This window comes from Beijerinckiaceae bacterium (genome assembly GCA_004564215.1).
GTDB lineage: Bacteria > Pseudomonadota > Alphaproteobacteria > Rhizobiales > Beijerinckiaceae > Methylocapsa.
The window spans coordinates 2,004,432-2,028,373 of the sequence record CP024846.1; the positions used below are offsets into that span (position 1 = coordinate 2,004,432).

General features: G+C 58.4%; 24 protein-coding genes. 13 read left to right on the forward strand and 11 right to left on the reverse strand.

The genetic code is table 11. From position 1 onward, the window contains the following. Window positions 1–57: 57 nt before the first annotated feature. The 3 genes from CU048_09355 (at window position 58) to CU048_09365 (ending at window position 3,117) form a co-directional block, all read left to right on the forward strand. Window positions 58–615: an RNA polymerase subunit sigma gene (locus CU048_09355; protein ID QBR71455.1), complete on the forward strand. Its 558-nt coding sequence runs from the start codon at window positions 58–60 to the stop codon at window positions 613–615. Then, window positions 615–1,157 carry a hypothetical protein gene (locus tag CU048_09360; GenBank protein QBR71456.1) on the forward strand — a complete coding sequence of 181 codons (543 nt, stop codon included), beginning with the start codon at window positions 615–617 and terminating at the stop codon, window positions 1,155–1,157. Before CU048_09355 ends, CU048_09360 begins: the two co-directional genes overlap by 1 nt. A 556-nt stretch (window positions 1,158–1,713) precedes the next feature. Beyond that, window positions 1,714–3,117 (forward strand): ClC family H(+)/Cl(-) exchange transporter, encoded by a 1,404-nt coding sequence (locus CU048_09365; GenBank protein QBR72804.1) that lies wholly within the window; start codon window positions 1,714–1,716, stop codon window positions 3,115–3,117. Window positions 3,118–3,139: 22 nt separating this feature from the next. Here the strand turns inward: CU048_09365 and CU048_09370 are convergent, their stop codons facing one another. The 3 genes from CU048_09370 to CU048_09380 form a co-directional block, all read right to left on the reverse strand. Further along, the gene (locus CU048_09370; protein QBR71457.1) at window positions 3,140–3,913 is read right to left on the reverse strand and encodes a molybdopterin-binding protein; all 774 of its coding nucleotides are present in this window, start codon (window positions 3,911–3,913) and stop codon (window positions 3,140–3,142) included. Window positions 3,914–3,930: 17 nt separating this feature from the next. Further along, window positions 3,931–4,554 (reverse strand): thioredoxin reductase, encoded by a 624-nt coding sequence (locus CU048_09375; GenBank protein ID QBR72805.1) that lies wholly within the window; start codon window positions 4,552–4,554, stop codon window positions 3,931–3,933. A 66-nt stretch (window positions 4,555–4,620) separates the two neighbouring features. Further along, window positions 4,621–5,193: a fasciclin gene (locus CU048_09380; GenBank protein QBR72806.1), complete on the reverse strand. Its 573-nt coding sequence runs from the start codon at window positions 5,191–5,193 to the stop codon at window positions 4,621–4,623. Between the two features lie 522 nt (window positions 5,194–5,715). Here CU048_09380 and CU048_09385 point away from each other — a divergent pair. The 3 genes from CU048_09385 (at window position 5,716) to galE (ending at window position 9,755) form a co-directional block, all read left to right on the forward strand. Continuing rightward, window positions 5,716–7,167 (forward strand): hypothetical protein, encoded by a 1,452-nt coding sequence (locus CU048_09385; protein QBR72807.1) that lies wholly within the window; start codon window positions 5,716–5,718, stop codon window positions 7,165–7,167. A 130-nt stretch (window positions 7,168–7,297) separates the two neighbouring features. Then, window positions 7,298–8,257: a hypothetical protein gene (locus CU048_09390; GenBank protein ID QBR71458.1), complete on the forward strand. Its 960-nt coding sequence runs from the start codon at window positions 7,298–7,300 to the stop codon at window positions 8,255–8,257. A 469-nt stretch (window positions 8,258–8,726) separates the two neighbouring features. Then, window positions 8,727–9,755, forward strand: coding sequence for a UDP-glucose 4-epimerase GalE (gene galE / locus CU048_09395; protein QBR71459.1), 1,029 nt, complete (start codon window positions 8,727–8,729; stop codon window positions 9,753–9,755). 79 nt (window positions 9,756–9,834) lie between these two features. Here galE and rho read toward each other — a convergent pair whose 3' ends face one another. From rho to CU048_09410, 3 genes are all read right to left on the reverse strand, one after another. Further along, on the reverse strand, window positions 9,835–11,103 hold the full coding sequence (gene rho, locus CU048_09400; GenBank protein QBR71460.1) for a transcription termination factor Rho: 1,269 nt from the start codon (window positions 11,101–11,103) through the stop codon (window positions 9,835–9,837). Between the two features lie 210 nt (window positions 11,104–11,313). Next, complete coding sequence (locus tag CU048_09405; protein QBR71461.1) at window positions 11,314–11,745, reverse strand: protoporphyrinogen oxidase HemJ; 432 nt, start codon at window positions 11,743–11,745, stop codon at window positions 11,314–11,316. Further along, window positions 11,742–12,752 (reverse strand): uroporphyrinogen decarboxylase, encoded by a 1,011-nt coding sequence (locus tag CU048_09410; protein QBR72808.1) that lies wholly within the window; start codon window positions 12,750–12,752, stop codon window positions 11,742–11,744. The genes CU048_09405 and CU048_09410 overlap by 4 nt, the downstream gene beginning before the upstream one ends. Window positions 12,753–13,190: 438 nt before the next feature. On the opposite strand from CU048_09410, the gene CU048_09415 reads away from it, so the two are divergent. The 6 genes from CU048_09415 (at window position 13,191) to CU048_09440 (ending at window position 17,892) form a co-directional block, all read left to right on the forward strand. Continuing rightward, window positions 13,191–14,024, forward strand: a complete 834-nt coding sequence (locus tag CU048_09415) for a phosphoenolpyruvate synthase regulatory protein (GenBank protein ID QBR71462.1) — start codon at window positions 13,191–13,193, stop codon at window positions 14,022–14,024. Next, window positions 14,021–14,638 (forward strand): septum formation inhibitor Maf, encoded by a 618-nt coding sequence (locus tag CU048_09420; GenBank protein QBR71463.1) that lies wholly within the window; start codon window positions 14,021–14,023, stop codon window positions 14,636–14,638. Before CU048_09415 ends, CU048_09420 begins: the two co-directional genes overlap by 4 nt. Next, complete coding sequence (locus CU048_09425) at window positions 14,635–15,489, forward strand: shikimate dehydrogenase (GenBank protein ID QBR71464.1); 855 nt, start codon at window positions 14,635–14,637, stop codon at window positions 15,487–15,489. The genes CU048_09420 and CU048_09425 overlap by 4 nt, the downstream gene beginning before the upstream one ends. Next, window positions 15,489–16,085, forward strand: coding sequence for a dephospho-CoA kinase (locus CU048_09430; GenBank protein QBR71465.1), 597 nt, complete (start codon window positions 15,489–15,491; stop codon window positions 16,083–16,085). The genes CU048_09425 and CU048_09430 overlap by 1 nt, the downstream gene beginning before the upstream one ends. 68 nt (window positions 16,086–16,153) lie before the next feature. Next, entirely contained in the window at window positions 16,154–16,879 is a 726-nt protein-coding gene (gene dnaQ, locus CU048_09435) for a DNA polymerase III subunit epsilon (GenBank protein QBR71466.1), read from the forward strand. Between the two features lie 146 nt (window positions 16,880–17,025). After that, window positions 17,026–17,892, forward strand: a complete 867-nt coding sequence (locus CU048_09440) for a peptidase M23 (GenBank protein ID QBR72809.1) — start codon at window positions 17,026–17,028, stop codon at window positions 17,890–17,892. Here CU048_09440 and CU048_09445 read toward each other — a convergent pair. Next, window positions 17,873–19,222: a glycolate oxidase iron-sulfur subunit gene (locus CU048_09445; GenBank protein ID QBR71467.1), complete on the reverse strand. Its 1,350-nt coding sequence runs from the start codon at window positions 19,220–19,222 to the stop codon at window positions 17,873–17,875. The two genes, CU048_09440 and CU048_09445, sit on opposite strands and share 20 nt — an antisense overlap. Before the next feature lies 1 nt (window position 19,223). Then, entirely contained in the window at window positions 19,224–20,423 is a 1,200-nt protein-coding gene (locus tag CU048_09450; protein QBR71468.1) for a glycolate oxidase subunit GlcE, read from the reverse strand. A gap of 301 nt (window positions 20,424–20,724) precedes the next feature. Here CU048_09450 and CU048_09455 point away from each other — a divergent pair, with 301 nt between their 5' ends. Beyond that, window positions 20,725–21,606, forward strand: coding sequence for a hypothetical protein (locus CU048_09455; GenBank protein QBR71469.1), 882 nt, complete (start codon window positions 20,725–20,727; stop codon window positions 21,604–21,606). A gap of 98 nt (window positions 21,607–21,704) precedes the next feature. Here the strand turns inward: CU048_09455 and CU048_09460 are convergent, their stop codons facing one another. From CU048_09460 to CU048_09470, 3 genes are all read right to left on the reverse strand, one after another. Then, complete coding sequence (locus tag CU048_09460; protein QBR71470.1) at window positions 21,705–22,661, reverse strand: type I pantothenate kinase; 957 nt, start codon at window positions 22,659–22,661, stop codon at window positions 21,705–21,707. Between the two features lie 126 nt (window positions 22,662–22,787). Continuing rightward, window positions 22,788–23,114, reverse strand: coding sequence for a phosphoribosyl-ATP diphosphatase (locus tag CU048_09465; GenBank protein QBR71471.1), 327 nt, complete (start codon window positions 23,112–23,114; stop codon window positions 22,788–22,790). Continuing rightward, a complete protein-coding gene (locus tag CU048_09470; GenBank protein QBR71472.1) occupies window positions 23,111–23,935 on the reverse strand; it encodes an imidazole glycerol phosphate synthase subunit HisF in 825 nt (274 codons plus the stop codon). The genes CU048_09465 and CU048_09470 overlap by 4 nt, the downstream gene beginning before the upstream one ends. Between the last annotated feature and the right edge of the window lie 7 nt (window positions 23,936–23,942).

Consider the following 23,942-nt stretch of genomic DNA (forward strand, 5'->3'; position numbering starts at 1 on the left):
CAAACTGTTAAACAAAGCCAAGGCTTCGCGCCGGGTTTTTCAGGTGGAAACGGCCTTATGGCACCAGGTCATTCGGTCCGTCCCGAGCCAAACAAAGAATTGTGTTGCCTGCTGGAAGCGGTAGCTTCAGGCGACCGCTCGGCATTTCGAGCCCTTTACGACAAATCCGGACCGATCCTCTTTGCGATTTGTATGCGCCTGATGCGGGACCGCGAGCTGGCGCAGGATGCCCTGCAAGAGGCGATGACAAGAATTTGGCAGAAGGCGCATCTTTTCGATGCTTCCAAAGGTAATGCTATTGCGTGGATGGCCGTGGTGACCCGCAATTGCGCCTTGAGCCGGATCGCCGCCGCCCCTCCGCCTTCGTCATCGCTCGACGAGAATGGCGTAATGGCAGCGGTTGAAGCATCCTCCGGTTATGATCCGGTCACTGCAGCCGATGTACGGCAATGTCTGAAAAAGTTAAGTGAAAAATACCGAAAATGCGTAACCCTTATTTACCTTCATGGGTTGAGCTATGAGGAACTCGCTGTCCAAATGGATGCCCCCCTGGGAAGTGTGAAGTCCTGGGTTCATCGTGCGGTGCGTGAGCTCGCCGTTTGCATGGGAAAATAATGTCCGAGGATCTCGACCAGACCGCCGCCGATTATGTGCTGGGCATTGCGCGCGGTGTCGAGCGCTCCGTAATCGAGTCTCGGCTTGAAAACGATGCGGCCCTGAAAGCCAGGGTGAACCTTTGGCAGGAAAAATTTGTCGCTCTCGATCTTGCGGCCGGCGAGCACCCCCTTCCCTCCGGGCTTTTCGACGCGATTATCGCCTCGGTTGACGCCGAGGCCAAGGAATTTCAAGGCACCTTGACGCGGCGCGCCGGCAGCGGGGTCTGGATCGAGATGTCGCCCGGCATAACTTATACGGTGCTATTCGAAGACAGCGTCGAGAAGCGGCGCTCAATTCTCATCCGTGCCTTGCCCGGAGCGACCTATGAATCGCATGCCCACGACAAGGGCTATGAAGAGTGTCTTGTCCTCGAAGGCGATCTGATCATGGGCGACTTAGCAATGTCGGCCGGGGATTTTCACGTCGCCGCCAAGGGCAGCACGCATCCAGCCGCCACAACCGTTTCGGGGTGTCTTCTTTATCTCTCGACCGCAATCTAGAGCATGTTCCGAAAAAGTTGACCGACTTTTTCGATCAGAACATGCTCCAGCTCGTTGAACTTGAGCGATTCCTTTTCGATCAGATGATTCCATCTGATCGAAAAGCGCTCTAGGCTTGGTCACAAGGACCAAGCTGAACGGTCAACCTGCTCTTGACGCAATCCCTCCAATCGGACGATCTGATTGTCTCGTAGACCAAAGCGTCGGTCCATCTCAACAGGAACGGCTCCGGTTTCCTTCAGCCGTTTGCTTGGGGCTCGATCGACCATCGAGGCTTTTCATATTGCCGCATGAGCCGTCTCCCATGCCAGTCGACGTCCTTTTCCTCTTTGCAGGAATGGGGACCGCGCTTCTCCTCGCCCTGGCGCTTATTACGCTGATCTATCGGCGCAGGGCCCGCCGCAAGCTTCACGTCCCGGTTCCTTCGGGGCGACTTGGCGCTGTGACGAGCTTTGCCCTGGATCATCGGCGAGACCTTGTCGTGATTCGTCGCGACGATGTCGAAGATCTCATTTTGATAGGGGGGCCGAACGACCTGACCATCGAATCGGACTTTATGAGCAGAGGTCCGTGGGAACCCGATGAGCCGGGCGAAGATGGGCTGGATCAGGACAAGTCCGAAGCCCCGCTTGCATCGATCCGCCCCCGTTTCGAACTGGCGCAGCGGCTCTTGATCGGTCCGGGCCTGGTTCCGCTGGCCTTGCTGTCGGGTCTCGCGGGGGCAGGAGCAGGGTTGATTTGCGGACTTTTCCGGCTGGCGCTCGTACAGGCCGACCAGCTTCGCCTCGCTTTACCCGGCTGGTTGGCGGATCGGCCGCTTCTTGGCTGCACGCTGATGATCGTTGGCGCGGCGACGGCTGCCGGCTTCAGCGCCTGGCTGGTGCATCGTTTCAGTCAGAACGCCGCGGGGAGTGGCATTCCGCACGTCGAGGCGGTGTTGGGCGGCGAACTGCCGCCGGCTCCTTTCATTCTGATTCCCGTCAAATTCTTCGGGGGCCTTTTGGCGATCGGCGCTGGCCTTGCGCTGGGCCGCGAAGGTCCCTGCGTGCAAATGGGCGCAACCCTCGCGGAACGTCTTGGCCGGATTTTCGGTCGAAACCTCGCCGACTGCCGGTCATTGCTTGCGGCGGGCGCCGGTGCCGGTCTCGCGGCCGCGTTCAACGCACCCTTTGCCGGGTCTGCCTTCGTCCTGGAAGAACTCATTCGACGCTTTGAAACCCGCAACGCCATCGCCGCGCTCGGAGCATCCGGCAGCGCGATCATGGTCGTACGCTTACTCACCGGTCCAGCGCCCGACTTTGCCGTCGCGAACATCCCCTATCCGGCCCCGATCGATAATCTTTTGTGCATCGCCTTGGGCGTCGTCGCAGGACTGCTTGGGACTGTCTATAATCGCGTGCTTCTGGGCGCGCTTTCGATTGCGGACCGACTCGGGGCGTGGCCGGTCGAACTGCGCGCGGCCATCGTTGGGGCGGCAGTCGGCGCGCTAGCCTGGTTTGCACCGGGCCTCCCGGGAGGCGGCGATCTCCTTACGCAGCAAACGCTGAATGGTGCCGAGACGCTTGCGCTGCTCCCGCTCATTTATGTGCTTCGCCTGGTGCTGGGGGCCGCCTCCTACGCCGCCGGAACACCTGGAGGATTGTTCGCCCCTCTTCTCGCGTTAGGGGCGCAAATGGGATATTTGTTCGGCGGGCTGTTCGATCCCGGCGGGGTCGACTCCACTTCTCATGCGGTATCGTTTGCGCTGGTCGGCATGGCCGCCTTGTTTACCGCCGCCGTGCGGGCGCCGCTGACCGGCATGATTTTGGTCACCGAGATGACCGATAATTCCCGGCTTCTCCTGCCGATGCTGGCGGCCTGCTTCTCGGCGATGGCGGTGGCGACCATGCTGCGCGAACCGCCGATCTACGATTCACTGAAACAGCGGACTCCGGCGCTTTCCGAAAAGCGCGTGAGTTAATCGCGCGGGCTCTTCCACAAACTCAAAGCCCGCTGAACCAATTATAGCCGTAGGTCTCCCAATAGCCGCCGTTAAAATCATTGCCGATCTCGATCTCCCCGATATGTTTCGGATTCTTGAAGCCGAGCTTGGTTGGAATTCGTAGCTTCATCGGGAACCCATATTTGCGCGGCAATACCTCTCCGTCGAACCAAAAGGTCAGCTGTGTCTGCGGATGAAGCGCCGTCGGCATGTCGATGCTCGTGACGAAATTGTCGTCGCAACGGAAGGTCACATATTTGGCGCTAGTGTCGGCACTGATCCGCGCCAGAAACTCCGAAAAGCGCACACCGGTCCATTTGCCGATCGCGCTCCAGCCCTCGATGCAGATATGCCGGGTGATCTGCGTGAACCTCGGCAATGCGTATAGTTCATCGAGCGTCCAGGGTTTGTTGTTTTCGGCCAACCCGGTGATGTCGAGATGAAAATCCGCTGGATCGATAATGGGGGCTTTGTCCTCCGAGTAATAGGCATTGAAGGGGAAAGGCCGGGTGATTGCGCTTTCCGGGTATTCGCGCGCGAGCTTGTTCGGATCGAACAGAAGCGCCTGCACCTTGTCGTTGAAGTCGGACATGGTCCGAAGCATTCGCTCGGCCGAAAAGCCATCGACAACATCGCAGCCCGAAAGCAGCGTCAGCGAACCAAGGCCAACAGCGTTGCGGATGAACAATCTGCGATTCGGCATATCGAGACGCCGCGCGACTTCCTTCATAATTGTCTCGGCATCCTTGTCGCGCGGGCGGGTTTTCCCGAACATTTGTTGCTCCCAAAAACTTACCGTCCGCCGATCATCGCCCGAAGACTTTTCGGAACGGCCACGGCCATCACGACGTGAATGACGAGAAACAGAGCGATCGCGCACATCGCCAGAAAATGGATGATCCGGGCCTGGTCGAAATCCCCAAACATATTGGCGAGAAGTTGAAACTGCACCGGTTTCCAGATCGCCAGTCCGGTCAGAATTGCGACAAACCCCGCAAGGATGACGCCGCTATAAAGAAGCCTTTGCACGGAATTATAGATCGACAGATCATCATGTGAGAGCCGTCTCGAAACAGCCGCCCTTATATCGGCGACGACGTCAGAGGGACGGATCGGCCAGAACTTGCGTTTGAATCGTCCCGAACCGAATCCATACGCCACATAAATGAGGCCGCTGGTCATCAGCACCCACATGGCCGCGAAATGCCATTGCGTCGCGCCGCCGAGCCAGCCGCCAAGCGTGATCGCGCGCGAGACCTTGAAAGGCAGGGTCGGATAGGCATTGTGGATCTCCAATCCGCTCATGACCATGATGATGATCGCCGCCGCGTTGATCCAATGCGTGACCCGAACGATCAGCGGGTGAATGAGGGGACGCCGGGCGAGGGCGCCGGCAGTTGCCGCAGGCGAAGCCATGACATGAACCTCCAGAGGGGCAGGCCGGACCATTCCTGCTGGAATGATCCAGCCCGTTCAGCGCCTTCAGCTCTTCGGCAAGAGCACCATATCGATAACGTGGATGACGCCGTTCTTCTGGTTGACGTCGGCGATGGTCACGAATGATTTGTCGCCCTTGGAATCGATGATTTCGAGCCGGCGGCCGCTTTGCATCACGGTCAGCTCGTCGCCTTCGACCGTTTTGAACATGGCCTTGCCGCCACCGTCCTTGACCGCCGCGACGAAGTCTGCCGCGGAGACCTTTCCGGGAAGGACGTGATAGGTCAACACTGCGGCGAGCTTGCTTTTGTTTTCAGGCTTCAGGAGGGACTCAACGGTGCCCTTGGGAAGCTTGTCGAAAGCCTTGTTCACCGGCGCGAACACGGTGAAGGGTCCATCGCTTTGCAAAGTGTCGACGAGACCCGCTGCCTTGACGGCAGCCACAAGTGTCGTGTGGTCCTTGGAATTGACGGCATTCTCAATGATATTTTTGGAGGGATACATGGGTGCGCCGCCGACTTCCACGGTCATTTCCGCGAAGGCGGGGGAAAGCGCGGTGCCGCCCAGCGCGGCAAAGGCCACGGACGCGGCAAAAACAGCATTGCGAAATCTGAACATGAAATTCTCCATCTAAGCTGATGACCGCCTAACCGGCGGGGAGTAAACGAGCGCCGGCCGACAATTCGTCCGTTCCAGTCTCGCTGCCGACAATTACAGGCGGGCATCGGCAAAAGTTGCGGGCGCTCGTTTGGGCCCAAGGCTATTGTGCCTTTTCGCACGCGGACTGGAGCGCCGTGTGAGCGGGGCGTGGTTCGCAACTCGCGGCGCGATGGGGAATTAGAGATATGCCGGGCTGCGCGGCAAAGTGTCTGCTATTGCCGCAAATCCCTCTATTTCCTAGCTCTCGCGCGCTCTATCTGGCATAATAAATGCTTGCTTATCCATTGAACGCGCCCGCCCGTTCAGGCCCTGCTTGAGGCCCATCGGTTAGCCCCCTGACCGCTGGTTCGACTTTATTCGCTTGGCCCTCTCATTTCGCGTGGTCCCATGCAAAATCACATTGTCGAACAAGGCAAAGCCTCCGCCCCCTGGCCCGAAACGCGATCCGGGCAACCGCCAAAGTCCCGCTGTTTCGATGAAATGACGTTGAGCGACGGCGCCATTCGGCCGGTCTATAGCAAGGTCGCAAGTTGGCTGGCGGCAACGCCCGCCGAAGTTTTGGCTTCGCGCCGCTCTCAAGCGGAATTGTTGTTTCGGCGCATCGGCATCACCTTCGCGGTCTATGGCGAGGAAGAGAAAAACGGCGGCGAACGGCTGATCCCCTTCGATATCATTCCCCGCATGATGCTGCGCTCGGAATGGTCGCATCTCGAAGCCGGGCTTGTGCAAAGGGTGAAGGCCCTCAATCTGTTTCTTGCCGATATTTACGGCGCCCAGGAGATTATCAAGGCCGGCCGGATACCGGCCGACCTCGTCGCGCGCAATGCCGAATTCCGGCCGGAAATGGTCGGCTGGCACGTGCCGCACGATATTTACGTTCATATCGCCGGCATCGATGTGGTCCGCACCGGCGAAAATGATTTTTACGTTTTGGAGGACAACGTCCGCACCCCGTCCGGCGTCTCCTATATGTTGGAGAACCGCGAGGTCATGATGCGTCTAGCGCCGGACCTGTTCGCAGAACATCGGGTGGCGCCGGTGGAGAATTATCCGGACGCTTTGCTCGCGTCCTTGCGGTCGGTAGCACCTGCCCCGGCCGGCGGCGAGCCGACAACCGTGGTCATGACTCCGGGGCGCTTCAACTCCGCCTATTACGAACATTCCTTTCTGGCGGATAAGCTCGGGGTGGAACTCGTCGAAGGCGGCGATCTTTTCGTCGAGGACGAGATCGTCTACATGCGCACCACACAAGGCGCAAAAAGGGTCGATGTCATTTACCGGCGGATCGACGACAGCTTCCTCGATCCGGAGGTGTTCAAACCGGAGTCGGTGATCGGTGTCGCTGGCTTGATGCGCGCCTATCGGGCCGGCAATGTGACGATTGCCAATGCCGTCGGCACCGGCATCGCCGACGACAAGGCGATCTATACCTATGTGCCGGAGATCATCAATTTCTATCTCGGCGAAAAAGCCATTTTGAAAAATGTGCCGACCTGGCGTTGTCGCGAGCCCGAGTCCTTGCGCTATGTGCAGGAGCATCTCGCCGAACTTGTGGTGAAGGAAGTCAACGGGTCGGGCGGCTATGGCATGCTGGTCGGTCCGCACGCAACAAAGGCTGACTGCGAGCTTTTCGCTGCAAAACTCGCTCAGGATCCGGATAATTTCATCGCCCAGCCGACTCTCGCGCTGTCAACAAGCCCGACTTTCTTCGACGCCGGCATCGCTTCGCGTCATGTCGATTTGCGGCCGTTCGTCCTAACGAGCGCCAACGGCGTGCGGGTGATGCCGGGCGGCTTGACCCGCGTGGCCCTGAAGGAAAACTCGCTCGTGGTCAATTCCAGTCAGGGCGGCGGGACAAAGGACACTTGGATCGTTGAAGATTCCATCTTTGATGAGGTTCAGCCTTTGCAAAGCCAAACTCAGGTGACATGATCCGCTGATAGCCTGCCGGAGTCATCCCCACTTGCATGCGTCCATCCGAAGGCCCAGCGATGTAAGCCCGCGCATGATTTTGGCGGCTAAGCCCCCGGTCCTTTTGCGGTTCATGTGTTAGAGGCAGGCAATGCTATCACGCACCGCGGACAATCTTTATTGGCTCGCACGCTATGTTGAACGCGCCGATTTCCTGGCCCGCATCATCAAGGCGGCGCAACGCCTGGCGACCTTGCCCGCGAGCTATTCGGGAACCGGCACCGAATGGGAAAGCGCTCTTGAATCCTCCGGCGCGGCTGAGGGTTTCCGGGCTTCGAGAGGTGCCGCGGAAGAAGCGAGCGTCATCGACTATCTTTCCTTCGCGCCCGACAATCCCTCATCGATCTGCAATTGCCTGAAATTTGCTCGCGCCAATGCGCGGGCGGTGCGCACCGCGTTGACCTCCGAGATGTGGGAGGCGATCAACGGGGCCTGGATCGAGCTTGGACGATTCGAGACAGGCAATAGCGGTTCGGGCCGCTACAACCGGGAGGAACTGTCGCGTTTTTTCGAACTGGTCAAAAAGACGTCGCTTGATTACGACGGTTCGGTCGACAGAACCATGCTGCGCAACGACGCCTATTGGTTTTCCAAGGTCGGCCTCTACATTGAGCGCGCCGACAATACCGCCCGGATTTTGGACGTTAAATATCACGTGCTCTTGCCGGAGCATGAGGCCGTCGGGGGCTCCCTCGACTATTTTCAATGGTCGGCAATTCTGCGGGCCGTATCCTCGCTCACGGCCTATCATTGGGTGTACAGGGAAAGCGTCAAACCGTGGCTGATTGCCGATCTCCTAATCCTGAAGAAGGAGATGCCGCGATCCCTGATTGCTTGCTACGATAATATCGTCCATTTCCTGGATGCGATCGGGACCGCCTATGGCAGCGCCGGAGCCTCCCAAAAACAGGCCCACGAGGTGATGGCGCGGCTTGCCAACGCAACAACGAAGGAGATTTTCAAGATCGGCCTGCACGAATTCATCACCTCTTTCGTGGAGGACAATGATCGACTCGGACGAACCATCAACGAGCAATATTTATTGTACTAAAAGTTGTTTTGAAATGAGGTCGGAATCCGGCCGAAACTTTGATAGCTTTAACCAATGGATTGACAAGCGTGTGCGGGACGCCAAGCCCGCGGGATCCCCGGCCAAGAAACTTGATAAATATGGAATAATATAATAAAATTATCGACTAATTCCTACCTCGGGAAAGCGAGGCTGCTTCTCTTAAAGCCTGGTGCATTCCCGCTCACGGCGGTTATTTCCTTCTGTTGCAGTCCGATTTGGCGGCAGGACAGGGTCCAAGGTGCGTTAGCAAACGTCTGGTCGCTACGCGGTCTGCTCTTGTAGTCCAAACTTAGAGCGCTTCCCGATCGGATGGAGTCATCTGATCAAAAAGGAAACGCTCAAGTTCAACGAGTTGGAGCATGTTCCGATCGAAAAAGTCGGTCAAGTTTTTCGGAACATGCTCTAGAGCGCATTTTCGGAATTCCATTCGACAGCTTAGGCAGCGCACATGGCGGTTTTAGTAACCGGTGGAGCAGGGTATATCGGCGGTCACATGGTGCTCGCCTTGCTCGATATTGGCGAGAAAGTGGTTGTCCTTGATGATTTGTCTACCGGCTTCCGCTGGGCGGTTCCGGAATCCGTAAAACTCGTCGTCGGTGATTTTGGCGACACGGCGCTCGTCAGGCGGATCATTGCCGAGGATCAAATCGACGCAATTGCGCATTTTGCGGCCAAGATCATAGTGCCGGAATCGGTCTCCGATCCGCTTCTCTATTACCTCAACAATACCGCCAAGGCGCGTAACCTTTTGGAATGCGCGGTCGCGGGCAAAATCAAGCATTTCGTGTTTTCTTCGACCGCTGCGGTCTATGGAGAGCCAACGGTCGACCCGATCCCGGAGACGCTGGCCCTTGCTCCGATCAATCCTTACGGCCGCTCGAAGCTGATGACCGAATGGATGTTGCAAGATGTCGCCAAGGCCCATGGATTGAAATTCGCGATCCTGCGCTATTTCAACGTTGCCGGGGCCGACCCCAAACGGCGGCTCGGTCAGTCTTCGCCGCAGGCGACGCATCTCATCAAGGTCGCGGTGCAAGCGGCATTGGGCTATCGCCCAGGACTCGACATCTTCGGGCTCGATTATCCGACGAGAGACGGATCCTGCGTCCGTGACTTTATTCAGGTCACCGATCTGGTCGATGCCCATGTCACGGCGCTCGACTATTTGAGAAAGGGCGGCGAAAGTTTCATTTGCAATTGCGGCTACGGCAGGGGTCTTTCGGTGCTCGAAGTCGTCAATGCCGTCAAACAGGTGGCGGGAACAGATTTCAAGGTCCGGCTGTCCGCACGGCGTCCGGGTGACCCGGCCTCGCTCGTGGCCAACTCGCAGCGGATCAGGGAATTGCTCGGCTGGAAGCCGAAGTATGACGATCTCTCGACAATGATCAGCCAAGCGCTCGATTGGGAACGGCGTCTGCACAAACGCCCCCTCGCGAACGAGCACGCGGCGGCGTTGGAGTCGATGGAGCGGATTTAGAACCGCGCGGCGGCGTCACCACCTTAGCTCATCGGTAGAAGCACGAAGGACCGCCAAACTTTTACGGCCATTTACCTCTTTACGTGTTCATCGACTCGAAGAACGCTGCGTTACCTTTTGGGGTTTCCCGCAGTTTTCCAAGCAGGAATTCGATGCCATCGACCGTACCCATCGGGTTCAGGATACGCCGCAGCACGTACATTTTCTTCAGCGTATCCGACGGCACGAGCAATTCCTCCTTGCGGGTGCCGGATCGGGTGATGTCGATGGCCGGGAATGTCCGCTTGTCGGCCACCTTGCGGTCGAGAATGATTTCGGAATTGCCGGTGCCTTTGAATTCCTCGAAGATCACTTCGTCCATCCGCGAGCCGGTATCGATCAGCGCGGTCGCGATGATGGTGAGCGATCCACCTTCCTCGATGTTGCGCGCCGCACCAAAGAAGCGCTTGGGGCGCTGCAGCGCATTGGCATCGACGCCACCGGTCAAGACCTTGCCGGATGAGGGCACCACGGTGTTATAGGCGCGCCCGAGCCGGGTGATCGAGTCGAGAAGGATCACGACATCGCGGCCATGCTCGACGAGCCGCTTGGCCTTCTCGATGACCATTTCGGCGACCTGGACATGTCGCACCGCAGGCTCATCGAACGTCGACGACACGACTTCGCCGTGAACCGATCTTTGCATATCGGTCACTTCTTCCGGCCGCTCGTCGATCAGCAGCACAATCAGATAGCATTCGGGATGATTGGCCGTGACCGATTGCGCGATATTTTGCAAAAGCACGGTTTTGCCGGTGCGCGGGGGAGCCACGATCAGGGCGCGCTGGCCTTTGCCGATCGGCGCCACAATATCGATTACTCTCGCCGACAAATCCTTTTTGGTCGGATCGTCGACTTCGAGCTTAAGACGCTCGTCCGGATAAAGCGGCGTCAGATTGTCGAAGTGAACCTTGTGCCGGATTTTTTCCGGATCTTCGAAATTGATCGTGTTGACCTTGAGCAGCGCGAAATAGCGTTCGCCTTCCTTTGGGCTTCGGATCAAGCCTTCAACCGTATCGCCAGTCCGCAAACCAAAGCGGCGAATTTGCGAGGGCGACACGTAAATATCGTCGGGTCCCGCCAGATAATTGGCATCGGGCGAGCGCAAAAACCCAAAGCCGTCCTGTAATACCTCGATGACGCCTTCACCGACGATCTCAATGTCGCGGCTCGCCAGCTGCTTGAGAATCGCGAACATCAGCTCTTGCTTGCGCATGATCGATGCGTTCTCGACTTCATGCTCTTCGGCGAAAGCGAGTAATTCGGTCGGCGACTTGAGCTTCAAGTCCTGCAGTTTAATTTCCTGCATGGGAAGGACGTCCTTGGAAGGGTGGCGCGGTGCGGTCGCGCAAGGAGTGGAGCCGATTGGCGCAACCGGCTTCTGGAAAAATGGTGCAGCGCTCTAAGGCGGCGCGATGGAGCACCAGAACTAGGTTAGTTCATGAGAGGGGAACATTTTAAATAAGCCAATTTAAATGCTTTGACAAGTCAAAATGCTTCAAACGCGGTCGTGTTGTGATCAAAACGGTTTGAGAACCACCAGTATCACGATCCCTATCATCAGGACCGTTGGACCTTCATTAAGGATGCGAAAAAAACCAGCGCCATGCGGATTTGTGTTTCGTGTGAAATCCTTCCGGATCACGGCGAAGTAACCATGCAGCGCCGAAAGGATAATTACCAGCCCAAATTTGGCGTGAAACCAACCGGCGTGCAAAAACCCGCCCGGGACGACAAGGATAAGGCCGGTCGCCCACGTCACGAGCATGGCCGGCAGCATGATCGCCCGCATGAGGCGGCGTTCCATCACGGCAAAGGTTTCCGCCTGCGCCGAACCCTGCGGTGCTTGCGCGTGATAGACGAAGAGACGCGGCAGATAGAGCATTCCGGCCATCCACGAGATGATCGCCAGAATATGAATTACCTTGATCCACAGATAGGCATTGGTCATTTAGCGGGGCTCTCACGAATAAGATTGAGCATAAGCTCAACATGATGGATCGGCGTCTGTGGCAAAATGCCATGACCAAGGTTGAAAATATGTGGACGACCTTCAAACGCCGCGAGTATCTGCCGGGTGGCTGTTTCCAAGGCGCCACCGCCCGCGAGTAAGGCCAGGGGATCGAGGTTCCCCTGCAAAACCAAGGTTCGATCGAGGGCTTGCGCCGCCCAACGTGGATCGACGCTGCTGTCGAGACCCAAGGCATCGAGCCGCGTCCGCCGGGCAAAATCAGCAAGTTGCAGACCGATCCCTTTTGGAAAGCCGATCACGCGGGCGGTTTCATGGCGAAGTCTTACGCCCGCGACAATTGCTTTGATGGGCGCCAGGCACCATTGCTCATACTCGGCAAATGGTAAGACCCCGGCCCAGGTATCGAAAATCTGCACGGCGTCGACGCCCGCTTCGATTTGACTGGATAGATAATCGATCGAAGCGGCAACTAGCCTATCGATCAGCCGCTGAAAAAGGGCGGGGTACTGATAGGCGAAGAGGCGGGCCGGAGCCTGATCGGATGTGCTCTTGCCGGCGATCATATAGGAAGCGAGCGTCCAAGGCGCGCCACAAAAACCGATCAGCGCGGTTTCTTCCGGAAGGCCCTGCTTGACCCGCTCGATCGTTTCAAAAATCGGCCCGAGCCGATTGGAATCAATATTCTCGTTCAGCCTGGCAAAATCTTCCCAGGTTAAAATCGGTTCGAGCTTGGGTCCTTCATTGGGCTCGAAAGTGACTTTTTGCCCAAGCGCATCCGGGATGACCAGAATATCGCTGAACAGAATGGCTGCATCGAATCCAAAACGGCGAATAGGTTGCAAGGTCGCTTCGGCCGCAAGGGAGGGGGTATAGCAAAAATCCAGAAAGGACGGAGCTTTGGCCCGGATCTCTTGATATTCGGGCAGATAACGCCCGGCTTGCCGCATCAGCCAAACAGGAGGTGGAAAGCATGCCTCGCCATCCATAACCTTGAGGAACTGTTTTTCTTGACGGCGCTTTAGCCCTTCCAAAATTGCAATCCTCTAAAATTAAAGAATCTTCTTAGAGAAGTTTTCTTTGTCTTATTGCCAAGCCGATTAGGCTCATTCGACGGTTCGCACAATGTGGCGTTCCGTTTTGTGCTTATCCTCTATGTAAACAGTCCGGCCCGCAGTTTGACGGCGTTAACTTTTCGTTAATCATTTAAGGCGGATAGGCGTTCGCGCGTCCCTAAAAACCACAAGCTTAAGTATTATCACCGGCATTCACAGGCCGAGTTTAACTATAGCCCAGCCTTGGATGGCGGTGGAGAATTGTTGCCATCTTCGTCTCATAAATGAGTTGCCTTCTGTTCAGAGGGGCGTTTATCCACCTTTGTCCCCAGAAGTCTCCGGGACCGGAATTGCGGTGAGGCGCTAACGGCTGTGGGGCGGCATTATTTCCATTTGCATTTGATTTCCGACGCGACGGGCGAGACCTTGATCGCGGCGAGCCGTGCCGTTTCGGCCCAATTCGAAGGCGTCTGCTCCATCGAGCATGTGTATCCCTTTGTGCGCACCAGAGCTCAGCTGGAAAAGGCGATTTCCGAAGTCGATGCGGCTCCCGGGATGGTTCTTTTTACCCTTGTGGAGCAAGAACTGGGGCAGCGACTTGAAGAAGCCTGCAAAGAGATTGGCCTGCCTTGCCTGTCGGTGTTGCAGCCGATTTTGAATCTCTTTCAATCCTACGTGGGGACGTCGTCCACGCCTCGGGCGGGCGCGCAGCACATGCTCAATGCGGATTATTTCAGGCGGATCGAAGCCTTGAACTTTACGATGATGCATGACGATGGTCAGCAGACCGAGAATTTTGAGGATGCCGATGTCGTTCTGCTCGGGGTAAGTCGGACATCGAAGACGCCCACGAGCATTTATCTCGCCAACCGCGGCATCAAGACAGCCAACATACCGCTTGTTCCGGACGTGCGGCTGCCGGAGCAAATCCTGAACCTGCGCAATCCGCTTGTCGTGGGGCTGTTGGCCTCCCCCGAGCGAATCGTCCAGATTCGCGAGAAACGCCTGTTGTCGCTGAACGCCAGTCCTGATTCGCCTTATGTTGACCGGCTCCTCGTGGCGGGCGAAGTCGCCAGGGCGCGTAAGATTTGCGCGACGCATGGCTGGCCCATGATCGATGTAACCCATCGTTCGATCGAGGAAACCGCTGCGGCGATCATCGATCTTTACAAGGTTCATCAGCTGAAATTCATAGCCACATCATGACCAAGCTATGGCGTGGCCCATTTCCCGTCGTTCTCGCCTCGAAAAGCGCGGCGCGCCGGAGCCTACTGGCTGCGAGCGGCATTCCTTTCGAAATTTTCGAAGCGAAAATCGATGAACGTGGCATGGAAACGCCTCTTCTTGCAGCCGGCGCCACCGCCGGGGAGATCGCGCTACATCTTGCGCGCGCCAAGGCCTTGTTCGTCAGTGCCAAGATGCGGGAACGGCTTGTCATCGGCGCGGACCAAACCCTCTGCCTCGAAAACCGGCTTTTGACCAAGGCGGCGGACAAGGCGGCTCTTGTGGCCACACTGGAGGCTTTGTCCGGGCGTGACCATGAACTTCATTCGGCTTGTTGCATCGCACGCGCGAATACCGTTCTGTTCGAAACGGTTTTGATCGCCCGACTCACTTGCCGCCGGCTTTCCCGCGCCTTTATCGAGGCCTATGTGGCCGAGGCCGGCGAAGCGCTGCTGGCGAGCGTCGGAGGCTATCAAATGGAGGGCCTCGGCATCCAGCTCTTCGAGGTGATCGAGGGCGATCACGCGACGATTTTGGGGCTCCCCTTATTGCCTCTCCTAAAATTTCTGCGCGAGGAAGGCAGCCTATTGTCATGAGCGGTGCGGTGTCCGTCAAACCAAGGGCCTGCGTCATCGGCTGGCCGGTTGCGCATTCGCGCTCGCCCTTGATCCATAATTTCTGGTTGGATCGCCTCAAGATCGAAGGGTCTTATGAGCGGGCTGCGGTCAGTCCAGAAGATTTTCAAGCGTTCCTCCGCGATTTTGCACGGAATGGATTTGTCGGCGGAAATGTCACTTTGCCGCATAAGCAAAGGGCGTTCGAACTCTGCGATGTCAGGACCGAGACAGCGGCGCGTCTGGAAGCTGTGAATACCTTGTGGATGAATGGGGGAAAACTCTACGGCGACAACACGGATGCGGCGGGATTTCTTGGCGCCTTGGATCAGGATGCTCCAAGCTGGGATTCAAATCCCGGCAACGCGGTCGTGATCGGCGCGGGCGGCGCGGCGCGTGCCATTATTTATGCTCTTGGGCAACGCAAAATGAAGCGCATATTTCTCGTCAACCGGACCAAGCAGCACGCGGTCGAACTCTCGGCCCATTTTGGGCCAGGGATCGAGGTTGTAGATCATTCCGATCTGCCGGCGGCGCTGAAAGTCGCCGATATTCTGGTCAACACCACCTCGCTCGGGATGCAGGGGCAACCCCCGCTCGAGGTCGACCTGTCGCCGTTGCGGGCAAATGCGGTGGTCAGCGACATTGTCTATGTTCCGCTCGAAACCTTGCTGATTCAAGCCGCAAGGGCGCGTGGTTTGCGGGCGGTCTGCGGCATCGGCATGCTGTTGCACCAGGCGGTACCAGGGTTCGAGCGATGGTTCGGCGTCAAACCCTGCGTCACGGCGGAGCTACGCGGCTTGGTCGAGGCGGATATTTTGGCGGCGGGCTGATGTTCATTCTAGGCCTCACTGGCTCGATCGGCATGGGAAAATCGACCACCGCCGCGGTGTTCCGCGCGGAAGGGATCCCGGTCCATGACGCCGATGCCGTCGTCCACGAGCTCTATCAGGGGGTGGCCGTACCCGCGATCGAGGCGGCGTTTCCGGGCACCACACGTGATGGCATTGTCGACCGGCGCCTTCTTTCCACCCAGCTTCTCAACGATCCGGCGGCGCTGACTCGGCTCGAGGCGATCGTCCATCCGCTGGTGGCCGCGCGGCGCACCGCCTTCCTGGCGAAAGCGCAAAAAGAGGGGGCAAGGCTCGTCGTTCTCGATGTTCCCCTGCTGTTTGAGACGGGCTTGGACCGAAAGGTCGATGCTGTGGCGCTCGTCACCGCGCCGGAAGCTGTGCAAAAAGAGCGCTTGATGCAACGTCCGGGCATGACGCCCGAGTGGCTTGCCGTCATACTGGCCAAGCAGATACCGGATGCTGAAAAGCGGTTGCGGGCGCATTTCATCATCGATACCGGACGCGGATTTGCGGCCGCCGAACGGCAAGTGCGCGGAATTGTGCGAGCACTGGCGGGCGCCAGCAACAAAACCTAGAGCATGGTCCCGAAAAGGTGCAGATAAGACATGACGGATAGAGCATGATCCGCGGAGGGGACTGAAAAATGCGGGAGATCATTCTCGACACGGAGACGACGGGACTGGACCCGGCCAGCGGGCACAGGATTGTCGAGATCGGCTGCGTCGAGCTTTTGAACGCCATCCCGACGGGAGAGATCTTCCATAGCTATATCGATCCGGAGCGCGATATGCCTGAGGAGGCGTTCCGGGTGCATGGGCTTTCCGCAGCGTTCCTTGCGGGCAAGCCGGCTTTTTCCGCAATCAGCCAAGAGTTTTTGAAATTCGTCGAGGGCGCGAAAATCATCGCGCATAATGCCGAGTTCGATCTGCAGTTTTTAAATGCGGAACTCGCCCTTCTCGGGATTGAACCGATCGGGATGGATCGTGTCATCGACACGCTGGCTCTGGCGCGCCGCAAATATCCCGGTTCCGCGAACAGTCTCGACGCGCTTTGCACGCGCTATGGGATCGATACTTCGCGCCGCACAAAGCATGGCGCATTGCTCGACGCCGAGATCCTCGCCGAGGTCTACGCCGAACTCACCGGCGGGCGGCAGGCGGCTCTGGTTTTCGGTAACGAGGCCGCTGCGGCGGGGATGGGGGCGGGAGGCTTGCTGACCCAGCGGCCGACACCTTTGCAAACAACCGTCAGCATCGAAGAACTTTCCTTGCACAGCGCTTTTATCGCCACGCTCGGCGCGAACCCCATTTGGAGCGCTTATTCATCCGAAGCGCGCGAAAGCGAACTGTCACGGATCAAATCGGCGTAATCTCCGCTTTTTCTATCTACGGATTGTTCCGGCGCAGTGTGTTTCTTCGCGCTTGGATGTAGGAACATATTTGCGGTTCCGGTAACCGCCCTTTTTTAAGCAACGGTGCCGCGGCAGTGGAGAAGCTCATGCCCTCAAAAATGTCCCTGTTGGCCGCGGTCGTTCTGGGTGTCGTGACCCACGCCTCCGCGTTTGCTGCCGGCGACGAATGGCAGAAGGTGGCCGATGCCCTGGGGAAGGCTGGCACGGAGACAACCAATGGGGTCTATCGGGTCGGCTTTCCGCGCACAGATCTCAAGGTTTTGCTCGATGGCGTGGAGCTTAAGCCCGCGTTGGCTTTGGGGTCTTGGCTTGGCTTCCAACCCGAGCAAGGCCAAGCGTTGGTGATGGGCGATCTTGTCCTTACCGCCGAGGAAGTAAGCCCGGTCATGCAGAAACTGGCGGACGACGGCATAGAGATTACCGCGTTGCACAATCATTTGCTGCGGGCGGTCCCGGCGACTTTCTATTTGCATATTCGTGGCCTGGGCGATCCGGTGAAACTTGCCACGGCACTGCACGACGCCTTGGTCCTGACCCAGACACCGTTTGCTCCGGCCACCGTGCCGGCGCCGGACCTTGAATTCGATACTGCGATGATCGACACCACGCTTGGCGCCAAGGGTAAAACGAATGGCGGCGTGTATCAGGTCAGCCTGAGGCGCGCCGAACCGGTGAGCAGCGACGGGATGGGCGTGCCCGACAATATGGGGTCCGCCGAGCTGATCAATTTCCAGGCGACCGGCGACGGTAAAGTCGCGATCTCCGGCGATTTTGCACTGACCGAGAAGGAGATCAATCCGGTGCTTCGCGTGCTGCGCAAGAGCGGCATCGAGGTCACCGCCTTGCACAACCATATGCTCGACGAGGAGCCGCGGCTGTTCTTCATGCATTTCTGGGCCAATGACGCCCTGACCAAATTGGTCCCGGGATTGAAGGCCGCCCTCGACCTCATCAATTTGGAGCGCAGTTGAGAGCGTCCGCTTCGGTTGAGTCCCTTAGATGGAGGCCGGCCGGCTTTGGGCCGCCATAAGCGAAGTCGAGCAGCTCAACGGTATGGACGATGGGAATCGAGGTGCCATCGGCTATCTGAGAGATGCATCCAATATTGCCGGTCGCTATCACATCCGGCGAAGTTGTGAGGATATTCGCGATTTTGCGATCGCGCAGCCGCATGGCAATCTCGGGTTCCAAAATATTGTAGGTGCCGGCGGAGCCGCAGCATAAATGCCCCTCGGGGATGCTGCGCACTGTATATCCGGCGGCTTCCAGGAGCTGCTTTGGCAGCGCGTCAATCCTCTGACCGTGCTGCATCGAACAGGCGGAATGATAGGCGACAATTGCGCCTGGGAAAGCCTGCGGCTCTGGCAGGTCAAGCGATCCAAGGAGCTCCGTCACATCCTTGGCAAGATCGGAAATGTGCGCAGCCTTGACCGCATAGGAACGGTCATTGCGCAGCAAAAATCCATAATCCTTGATCATGGTGCCGCAGCCGGATGCGGTGATCACAATGGCATCAAGTCCAAGCCGCTCGATTTCATCCGTCCATACATCGATATTGTGACGCGCCGCCGCGAGCGCCGCCGCTTCCTTGCCCAAATGATGAACCAGCGCGCCGCAGCAATCTTCACGGCGTGGAACCACCACTTCGACGCCTGCCCGGACCAGCAAGCGGATTGCGGCGTCGTTGATATCCGGCCGCAGCACTTTCTGCACGCAGCCGTCGAGAAGCGCGACGCGGGCGAGCGGTTTGTCGGAGGGTGTGATGAGGCCAGTGCGGGACAGGCTGGATCGCGGCGGCAGGCGTGTCGGTGCAAGCCGCATCATCGCGGCGAGCCGACGCCCGGTTCGGCCGAGAGAAGGATAAAGCCAGTTGAACAAACGGGCGAATTTTGCGCCCCTGACGGCAAGCCGGAACCGCTTCGGATAGGGGAGAATCGTTTCCAGCACGGCACGAAATAGCCGGTCCAAGAGCGGCCGTTGATAGGTTTCCTCGATATAGGCTCTCGCGCCGTCGACAAGATGCATATAGTTCACGCCGGAGGGACAGGCGGTGACGCAGGAGAGGCAGGAGAGACAGCGATCGATATGCTTGACGGTCAGCGCATCGGCCGGCCGGTTTTTTTCGAGCATGTCCTTGATGAGATAGATGCGGCCGCGCGGACTATCGAGTTCATCGCCGAGCAACACGAAGGTTGGACAGGTCGCGGTGCAAAAGCCGCAGTGAACGCAGGCGCGGAGGTTTTTCTCGGCATCCGCGATGGCGGGATTTTCAAGCTGCGCTGCGGAAAAATTGGTCTGCATGTTAAAGCAGAGCCTCCATGCGTTGCGGCTCCAAAACCCCATAGGGATCGAATTCGGCCTTCAGCCTTCGCGACAAAGCGGTATGCGCCGGGGCCTGCGGCTCGAACACAGGGATTCGAGCCCTTGTTTCGGCGGGGGCACGCATCAAGGTGGCATGGCCGCCGCCATGCTCCACGATTGCCTTGCGAATAATGCCCGCCGCTGCATCCTCGCAAGGATCGAGCGCGAGCCAGACGAGACCGCCCGACCAGTCGAACAATGCTTCGGCATTATACGCGCGGGCGACGATTTCGGCGACCTTGGGGCCGGCGGTCGGCGCCACAGATATTTTCCAGATGAATTTGTCGGAAGGCTCCGCAAGCGGGGTCGCATCGCGGATCGCCTGCCAAAGGTTTTGGGTTGCAGCCGGATCCAATCGCTCGGCGGCTGCGAAGATTTTCAGCATCGCTTCGAGCCGGTCCACGCGCTCGGCGACGGAGGGCGCAAAACCTTCGAGGCGCAGGGCGGTGATCGCGGTTGCAAAACCCAAGCGCTGCGCCGCAAAGGCGGGCAGGTGCGCGGCGCCCGACACATCGACCGGCGCGCCCATGGCCGTGCAGAGCGCTTCCACCGCGCGGGCCGGATCGAGGTTTTCGAGAATGAGGGTTGCGGAGGTTTCCGCGCGGGGCAGCACCTTGAGCGTGATTTCGGTGGCGACCGCGAGCGTTCCGAACGATCCAGTAAGACCTCGGGAAAGATCATAGCCGGTGACATTCTTGACGACCCGGCCGCCGGCCTTGAAGGCTTCGCCCCGGCCCGACACCGCCTTGAGGCCCAACACATGGTCGCGCGCGGCGCCGGCCTTGATGCGGCGCGGACCGCTGAGATTAGTCATAAGGCAGCCGCCGATCGTTCCGGCCCCCGTGCCATAAAGCGCCGCAAAGGACATGGGCTCGAAGGCCAGCTCCTGACAGTTTTGGGCGAGCAGCGCGTCGATGGTCTCAACGGGCGTGCCGGCCAGCGCCGAAATCACCAATTCGTCGGGCTCATAAAATGTGACGCCGGAAAGCTGCGAGAGATCGAGGCGGCCCGCGTTTTTCATCGGCCGCCCGAGGCCGGCCTTCGAGCCGAGGCCGGTAATCGAGAGCGGCGTCTTCGACGCGATTGCGAGGGTCACGGCGGCCGCGACCTCGGCCGGATCAGCCGGGATGAAATGGGACATGAAGACCTACGCGCAATAACCGAAAGGAGATGTCTATACCTATTCGGCTGCACCCGGAACGGGTGGAGTGTTTTTCGGGTTTGGGAAAAGTTAAGTTCCGGTTGGAGTGGCGCGGCACGGCACGGCACGGCACTACTTAAGGCGAACAATAAGAGTGCCATGTGACGGCGTTGCGTGGGTGGCCGAAAGGGCGTTCGAGCGCCTCAGCCACGGTGTGTGCCATTTTAGTCTCTTGTGGTCCGATTTGGTGCTAAATTTCGTATCAATGAATCGCAATATTTAGCCTGGGGAGAAACCGCGCGTGAGACCGCCCCATCTTTCCACTTTTCCGCTTCATAAGCCGTTCGAGCGGCAGGATCCAACGACATCCCTTTCCGAGGTCGCACTTCGATTAGTCGTCAATTGCTACTCGAATGAACCCCGTGTAGTCGGCACGGCGGCTGTGCTGTGCGGGCATCTTTTGGTCACGGCGAATCATATAATCATAGATGCGTTTGGTGCTCCTCCCAACCCCGATGGATCGATTGTCAACGTAGACAAACATCTTGTTGCCGCCCAAGTGCTTCCTGGCCCAGAATACATCTTCTGGGATGTCCACAGTATAATCGCTGATTGCTCCTCGGATATTGCCCTCCTCAATTTGGGTAACAACCCATGTCGAAGTAATCCAAACGACGTGCCTCGATGGAGGCAGCTGCCTGTCAATCCGTTTTCCCCGGAAGTGGGAGAGCGAGTGGCCGCTTTCGGCTATCGGCTCTCATCTGTGCAAGTGTCAAAGAATGAAGATGGCGGTAATCACATCGCCGTCGATGACGAGCCAATGGTCAGTATTGGTGAAGTCAGGGAAGTTTTTGAGATGCGGCGTGATTCCAATCTTCCTTTCCCCTGCTATCAAGTGAGCGCTCGGTTTGATGGCGGTATGAGCGGTGGCCCAGTATTTGACGAGACCGGGTGCATTTGCGGGATTGTCTGCTCCAGCATTGAAGGCTCACACTTGGATGGTGAGCCAATTTCTTACGTGTCGACGCTCTGGCCGCTTTTTCGGCTAATGACCTCGATCGGCCGTGGTGACAATTATCCCCGTGACGTGAGCTACCCTATAATCGAACTGGCGCGTGGTGGCCAGATTAGCGTTCCCGATCTTCCAAAGCTTGAGCAATGGTTTGCGAAGCATGTGAGATGATCGGCTCTGCTTCCTTGGTGATGTTATGTAATGGGATAAACTGTTCCAACCTCAGGCCGGCTTCGGTTCAAAAGCGCTCTAAGCAGACCGCCCCTCCCCTACAGCTTCCGCAGCTCAACCTCTTCGATGATGTGGCTCGGCCCCTTGGTCAGCACGAGATTGGCACGGGGGCGCGTCGGCAAAATGTTTTCGCGCAGATTGCGGAGATTGATGCGGGTCCAGATATCGCGCGCGACCGCATTTGCTGCCGCATCGTCGAGATCGGCGTATTTTTTGAAATAAGAAGACGGATCGCGAAAGGTCGTTTGGCGTAGCCGCATGAAGCGCGCGATGAACCATTTTTCGAGATCGCTTTCGGCCGCGTGGAGATAGACCGAAAAATCGAAAAAATCGGAGACGAAGGGAATCGCCCGCCCGTCGCGCGCGGCGCGTTGGGGCAGCAGCACATTCAAGCCTTCGACGATGAGGATGTCCGGGCGGTCGACGATGATGCTCTCGCCGGGGACCACGTCATAGGTCACATGCGAATAGACCGGCGCTTGCACATTGCGGCGGCCGGCCTTCACATCGGATAAAAAACACAGAAGCTTGGTGCTGTCGTAGCTTTCGGGAAAGCCCTTCTTGTCAAGCAGGCCCTCGCTCTTGAGAACGGCGTTTGGATGGAGAAAGCCATCGGTCGTGACGAGTTCGACCTTCGGTGTATTCGGCCAGCGCGACAACAACGCCTGCATGACCCGCGACAGCGTCGATTTGCCGACCGACACCGAACCGGCGACGCCGATGATATAGGGCATCTTCCCGCCTTCGGCGCCGAGAAAACGCTGGGTCGCCTTATAGAGTCCCTGGGTCGCTGCCACATAGAGCGCGAGAAGGCGGGAGAGCGGCAGATAGATCGCCACGACCTCTTCCAGCGAAATCGGATCGTTGAGGGATTTGAGCCGCGACAAATCCTCGGCCGAAAGAGTGAGCGGCGTGTCGGCGCGCAACGCTGCCCATTCGCTGCGTGTGAAACGATGGTAGGGCGAGAGGGCTACCGATGCGGTGCGGTCGTCCATGGTACCTCGGTCAAGCGATCAATCGCGAAAACACGTCTCTCTAAAATAGCATTGTTGTTTGACAAACCCGCTCCAAATCTTCCGCCGAGGCCCCTTTTGCAAAAGCCCAGCTTTTTCGGTTTTTCTTCAAGATGGCTCCATCCGGCGCGCGGCTTTTTCCTCGTGACCCGAACGGCCGGTGCGCTGTTCGAGTTCGGCGCAGACATCCGCCAATGAAATACCGCGCTGATGCCACACGACCAACAGATGGTACAGGAGGTCGGCACTTTCCTGGGTGATGGCGTGCACGTCCCCTTCGACGGCAGCGATCACGACCTCGACCGCCTCCTCGCCGAACTTCTTGGCCGCGCGGGCCGGCCCTGCGTCGAGAAGCGATTTTGTGTAGGAGGCTGCGGCGTCGCTATCCGCCCGCGCGGCAATAATGGCGGCGAGATCGTCGAGGGTGAAGCTCATGCCCGTGGTTCCATGGCGGCAGCCTCGATTTGAGAGGTCAAAAAGTTGGTTGGCGGGCTCGCATCGAGGCGCATCGGCAGTCCGTGGCGCGCCATATGACGCTTGGCCTCGGCGATGGTGAATTCTCCGAAGTGAAAAATCGAGGCGGCGAGCACCGCCGTCGCGCCGCCGTCGCGGATCCCCTCGACCAGATGATCGAGCGTGCCGACGCCTCCCGAAGCGATCACCGGAACCGGAACCGCATCGGTGACAGCCCGCGTGAGCGCGATATCGAAACCGCTTTTGGTGCCGTCGCGATCCATTGAGGTCAAAAGAATCTCCCCGGCCCCCAGTGCGACCACCTCCCGCGCATAGGCGATGGCCTCAAGGCCGGTCGGCTGCCGCCCGCCGTGGGTGAAAATTTCCCATCTGCCGGGCGTGGTTTGCTTGGCGTCGATCGCCACCACGATGCACTGGCTGCCGAATTTCTGCGCGGCCTCGCGGACGATCTCGCGCCTTGCCACGGCCGCGGTCATGATCGACACTTTGTCGGCGCCGGCGAGCAGCAGCGCCCGAATGTCCTCGAGCGTGCGCACCCCACCGCCGACGGTCAGCGGCATGAAACAGGCTTCGGCGGTGCGCTGAACCACGTCGAGTATGATCGCGCGCCGCTCGTGGCTGGCGGTAATATCGAGGAAGCACAGTTCGTCGGCGCCGGCGGCATCATAAGCGATCGCGCATTGGACCGGATCGCCGGCATCGCGGAGATCGACGAAGTTCACGCCCTTGACCACGCGGCCGTCTTTCACGTCGAGACAGGGAATGACGCGGCACTTAAGCATTGGTCGG

Excerpts from the sequence above, each read along its gene's own strand:
- CU048_09470 (QBR71472.1), bottom strand. The coding sequence starts at position 23,935 with ATGCTTAAGTGCCGCGTCATTCCCTGTCTCGACGTGAAAGACGGCCGC.
- CU048_09370 (QBR71457.1), bottom strand. The coding sequence starts at position 3,913 with ATGTTCGGGAAAACCCGCCCGCGCGACAAGGATGCCGAGACAATTATG.
- CU048_09460 (QBR71470.1), bottom strand. The coding sequence starts at position 22,661 with ATGGACGACCGCACCGCATCGGTAGCCCTCTCGCCCTACCATCGTTTC.
- CU048_09365 (QBR72804.1), top strand. The coding sequence starts at position 1,714 with ATGAGCAGAGGTCCGTGGGAACCCGATGAGCCGGGCGAAGATGGGCTG.
- CU048_09450 (QBR71468.1), bottom strand. The coding sequence starts at position 20,423 with ATGTCCCATTTCATCCCGGCTGATCCGGCCGAGGTCGCGGCCGCCGTG.
- CU048_09405 (QBR71461.1), bottom strand. The coding sequence starts at position 11,745 with ATGACCAATGCCTATCTGTGGATCAAGGTAATTCATATTCTGGCGATC.
- CU048_09375 (QBR72805.1), bottom strand. The coding sequence starts at position 4,554 with ATGGCTTCGCCTGCGGCAACTGCCGGCGCCCTCGCCCGGCGTCCCCTC.
- rho (QBR71460.1), bottom strand. The coding sequence starts at position 11,103 with ATGCAGGAAATTAAACTGCAGGACTTGAAGCTCAAGTCGCCGACCGAA.
- CU048_09390 (QBR71458.1), top strand. The coding sequence starts at position 7,298 with ATGCTATCACGCACCGCGGACAATCTTTATTGGCTCGCACGCTATGTT.
- CU048_09355 (QBR71455.1), top strand. The coding sequence starts at position 58 with ATGGCACCAGGTCATTCGGTCCGTCCCGAGCCAAACAAAGAATTGTGT.
- CU048_09430 (QBR71465.1), top strand. The coding sequence starts at position 15,489 with ATGTTCATTCTAGGCCTCACTGGCTCGATCGGCATGGGAAAATCGACC.
- CU048_09380 (QBR72806.1), bottom strand. The coding sequence starts at position 5,193 with ATGTTCAGATTTCGCAATGCTGTTTTTGCCGCGTCCGTGGCCTTTGCC.
- galE (QBR71459.1), top strand. The coding sequence starts at position 8,727 with ATGGCGGTTTTAGTAACCGGTGGAGCAGGGTATATCGGCGGTCACATG.
- dnaQ (QBR71466.1), top strand. The coding sequence starts at position 16,154 with ATGCGGGAGATCATTCTCGACACGGAGACGACGGGACTGGACCCGGCC.
- CU048_09385 (QBR72807.1), top strand. The coding sequence starts at position 5,716 with ATGACGTTGAGCGACGGCGCCATTCGGCCGGTCTATAGCAAGGTCGCA.
- CU048_09410 (QBR72808.1), bottom strand. The coding sequence starts at position 12,752 with ATGGATGGCGAGGCATGCTTTCCACCTCCTGTTTGGCTGATGCGGCAA.
- CU048_09360 (QBR71456.1), top strand. The coding sequence starts at position 615 with ATGTCCGAGGATCTCGACCAGACCGCCGCCGATTATGTGCTGGGCATT.
- CU048_09465 (QBR71471.1), bottom strand. The coding sequence starts at position 23,114 with ATGAGCTTCACCCTCGACGATCTCGCCGCCATTATTGCCGCGCGGGCG.
- CU048_09425 (QBR71464.1), top strand. The coding sequence starts at position 14,635 with ATGAGCGGTGCGGTGTCCGTCAAACCAAGGGCCTGCGTCATCGGCTGG.
- CU048_09445 (QBR71467.1), bottom strand. The coding sequence starts at position 19,222 with ATGCAGACCAATTTTTCCGCAGCGCAGCTTGAAAATCCCGCCATCGCG.
- CU048_09420 (QBR71463.1), top strand. The coding sequence starts at position 14,021 with ATGACCAAGCTATGGCGTGGCCCATTTCCCGTCGTTCTCGCCTCGAAA.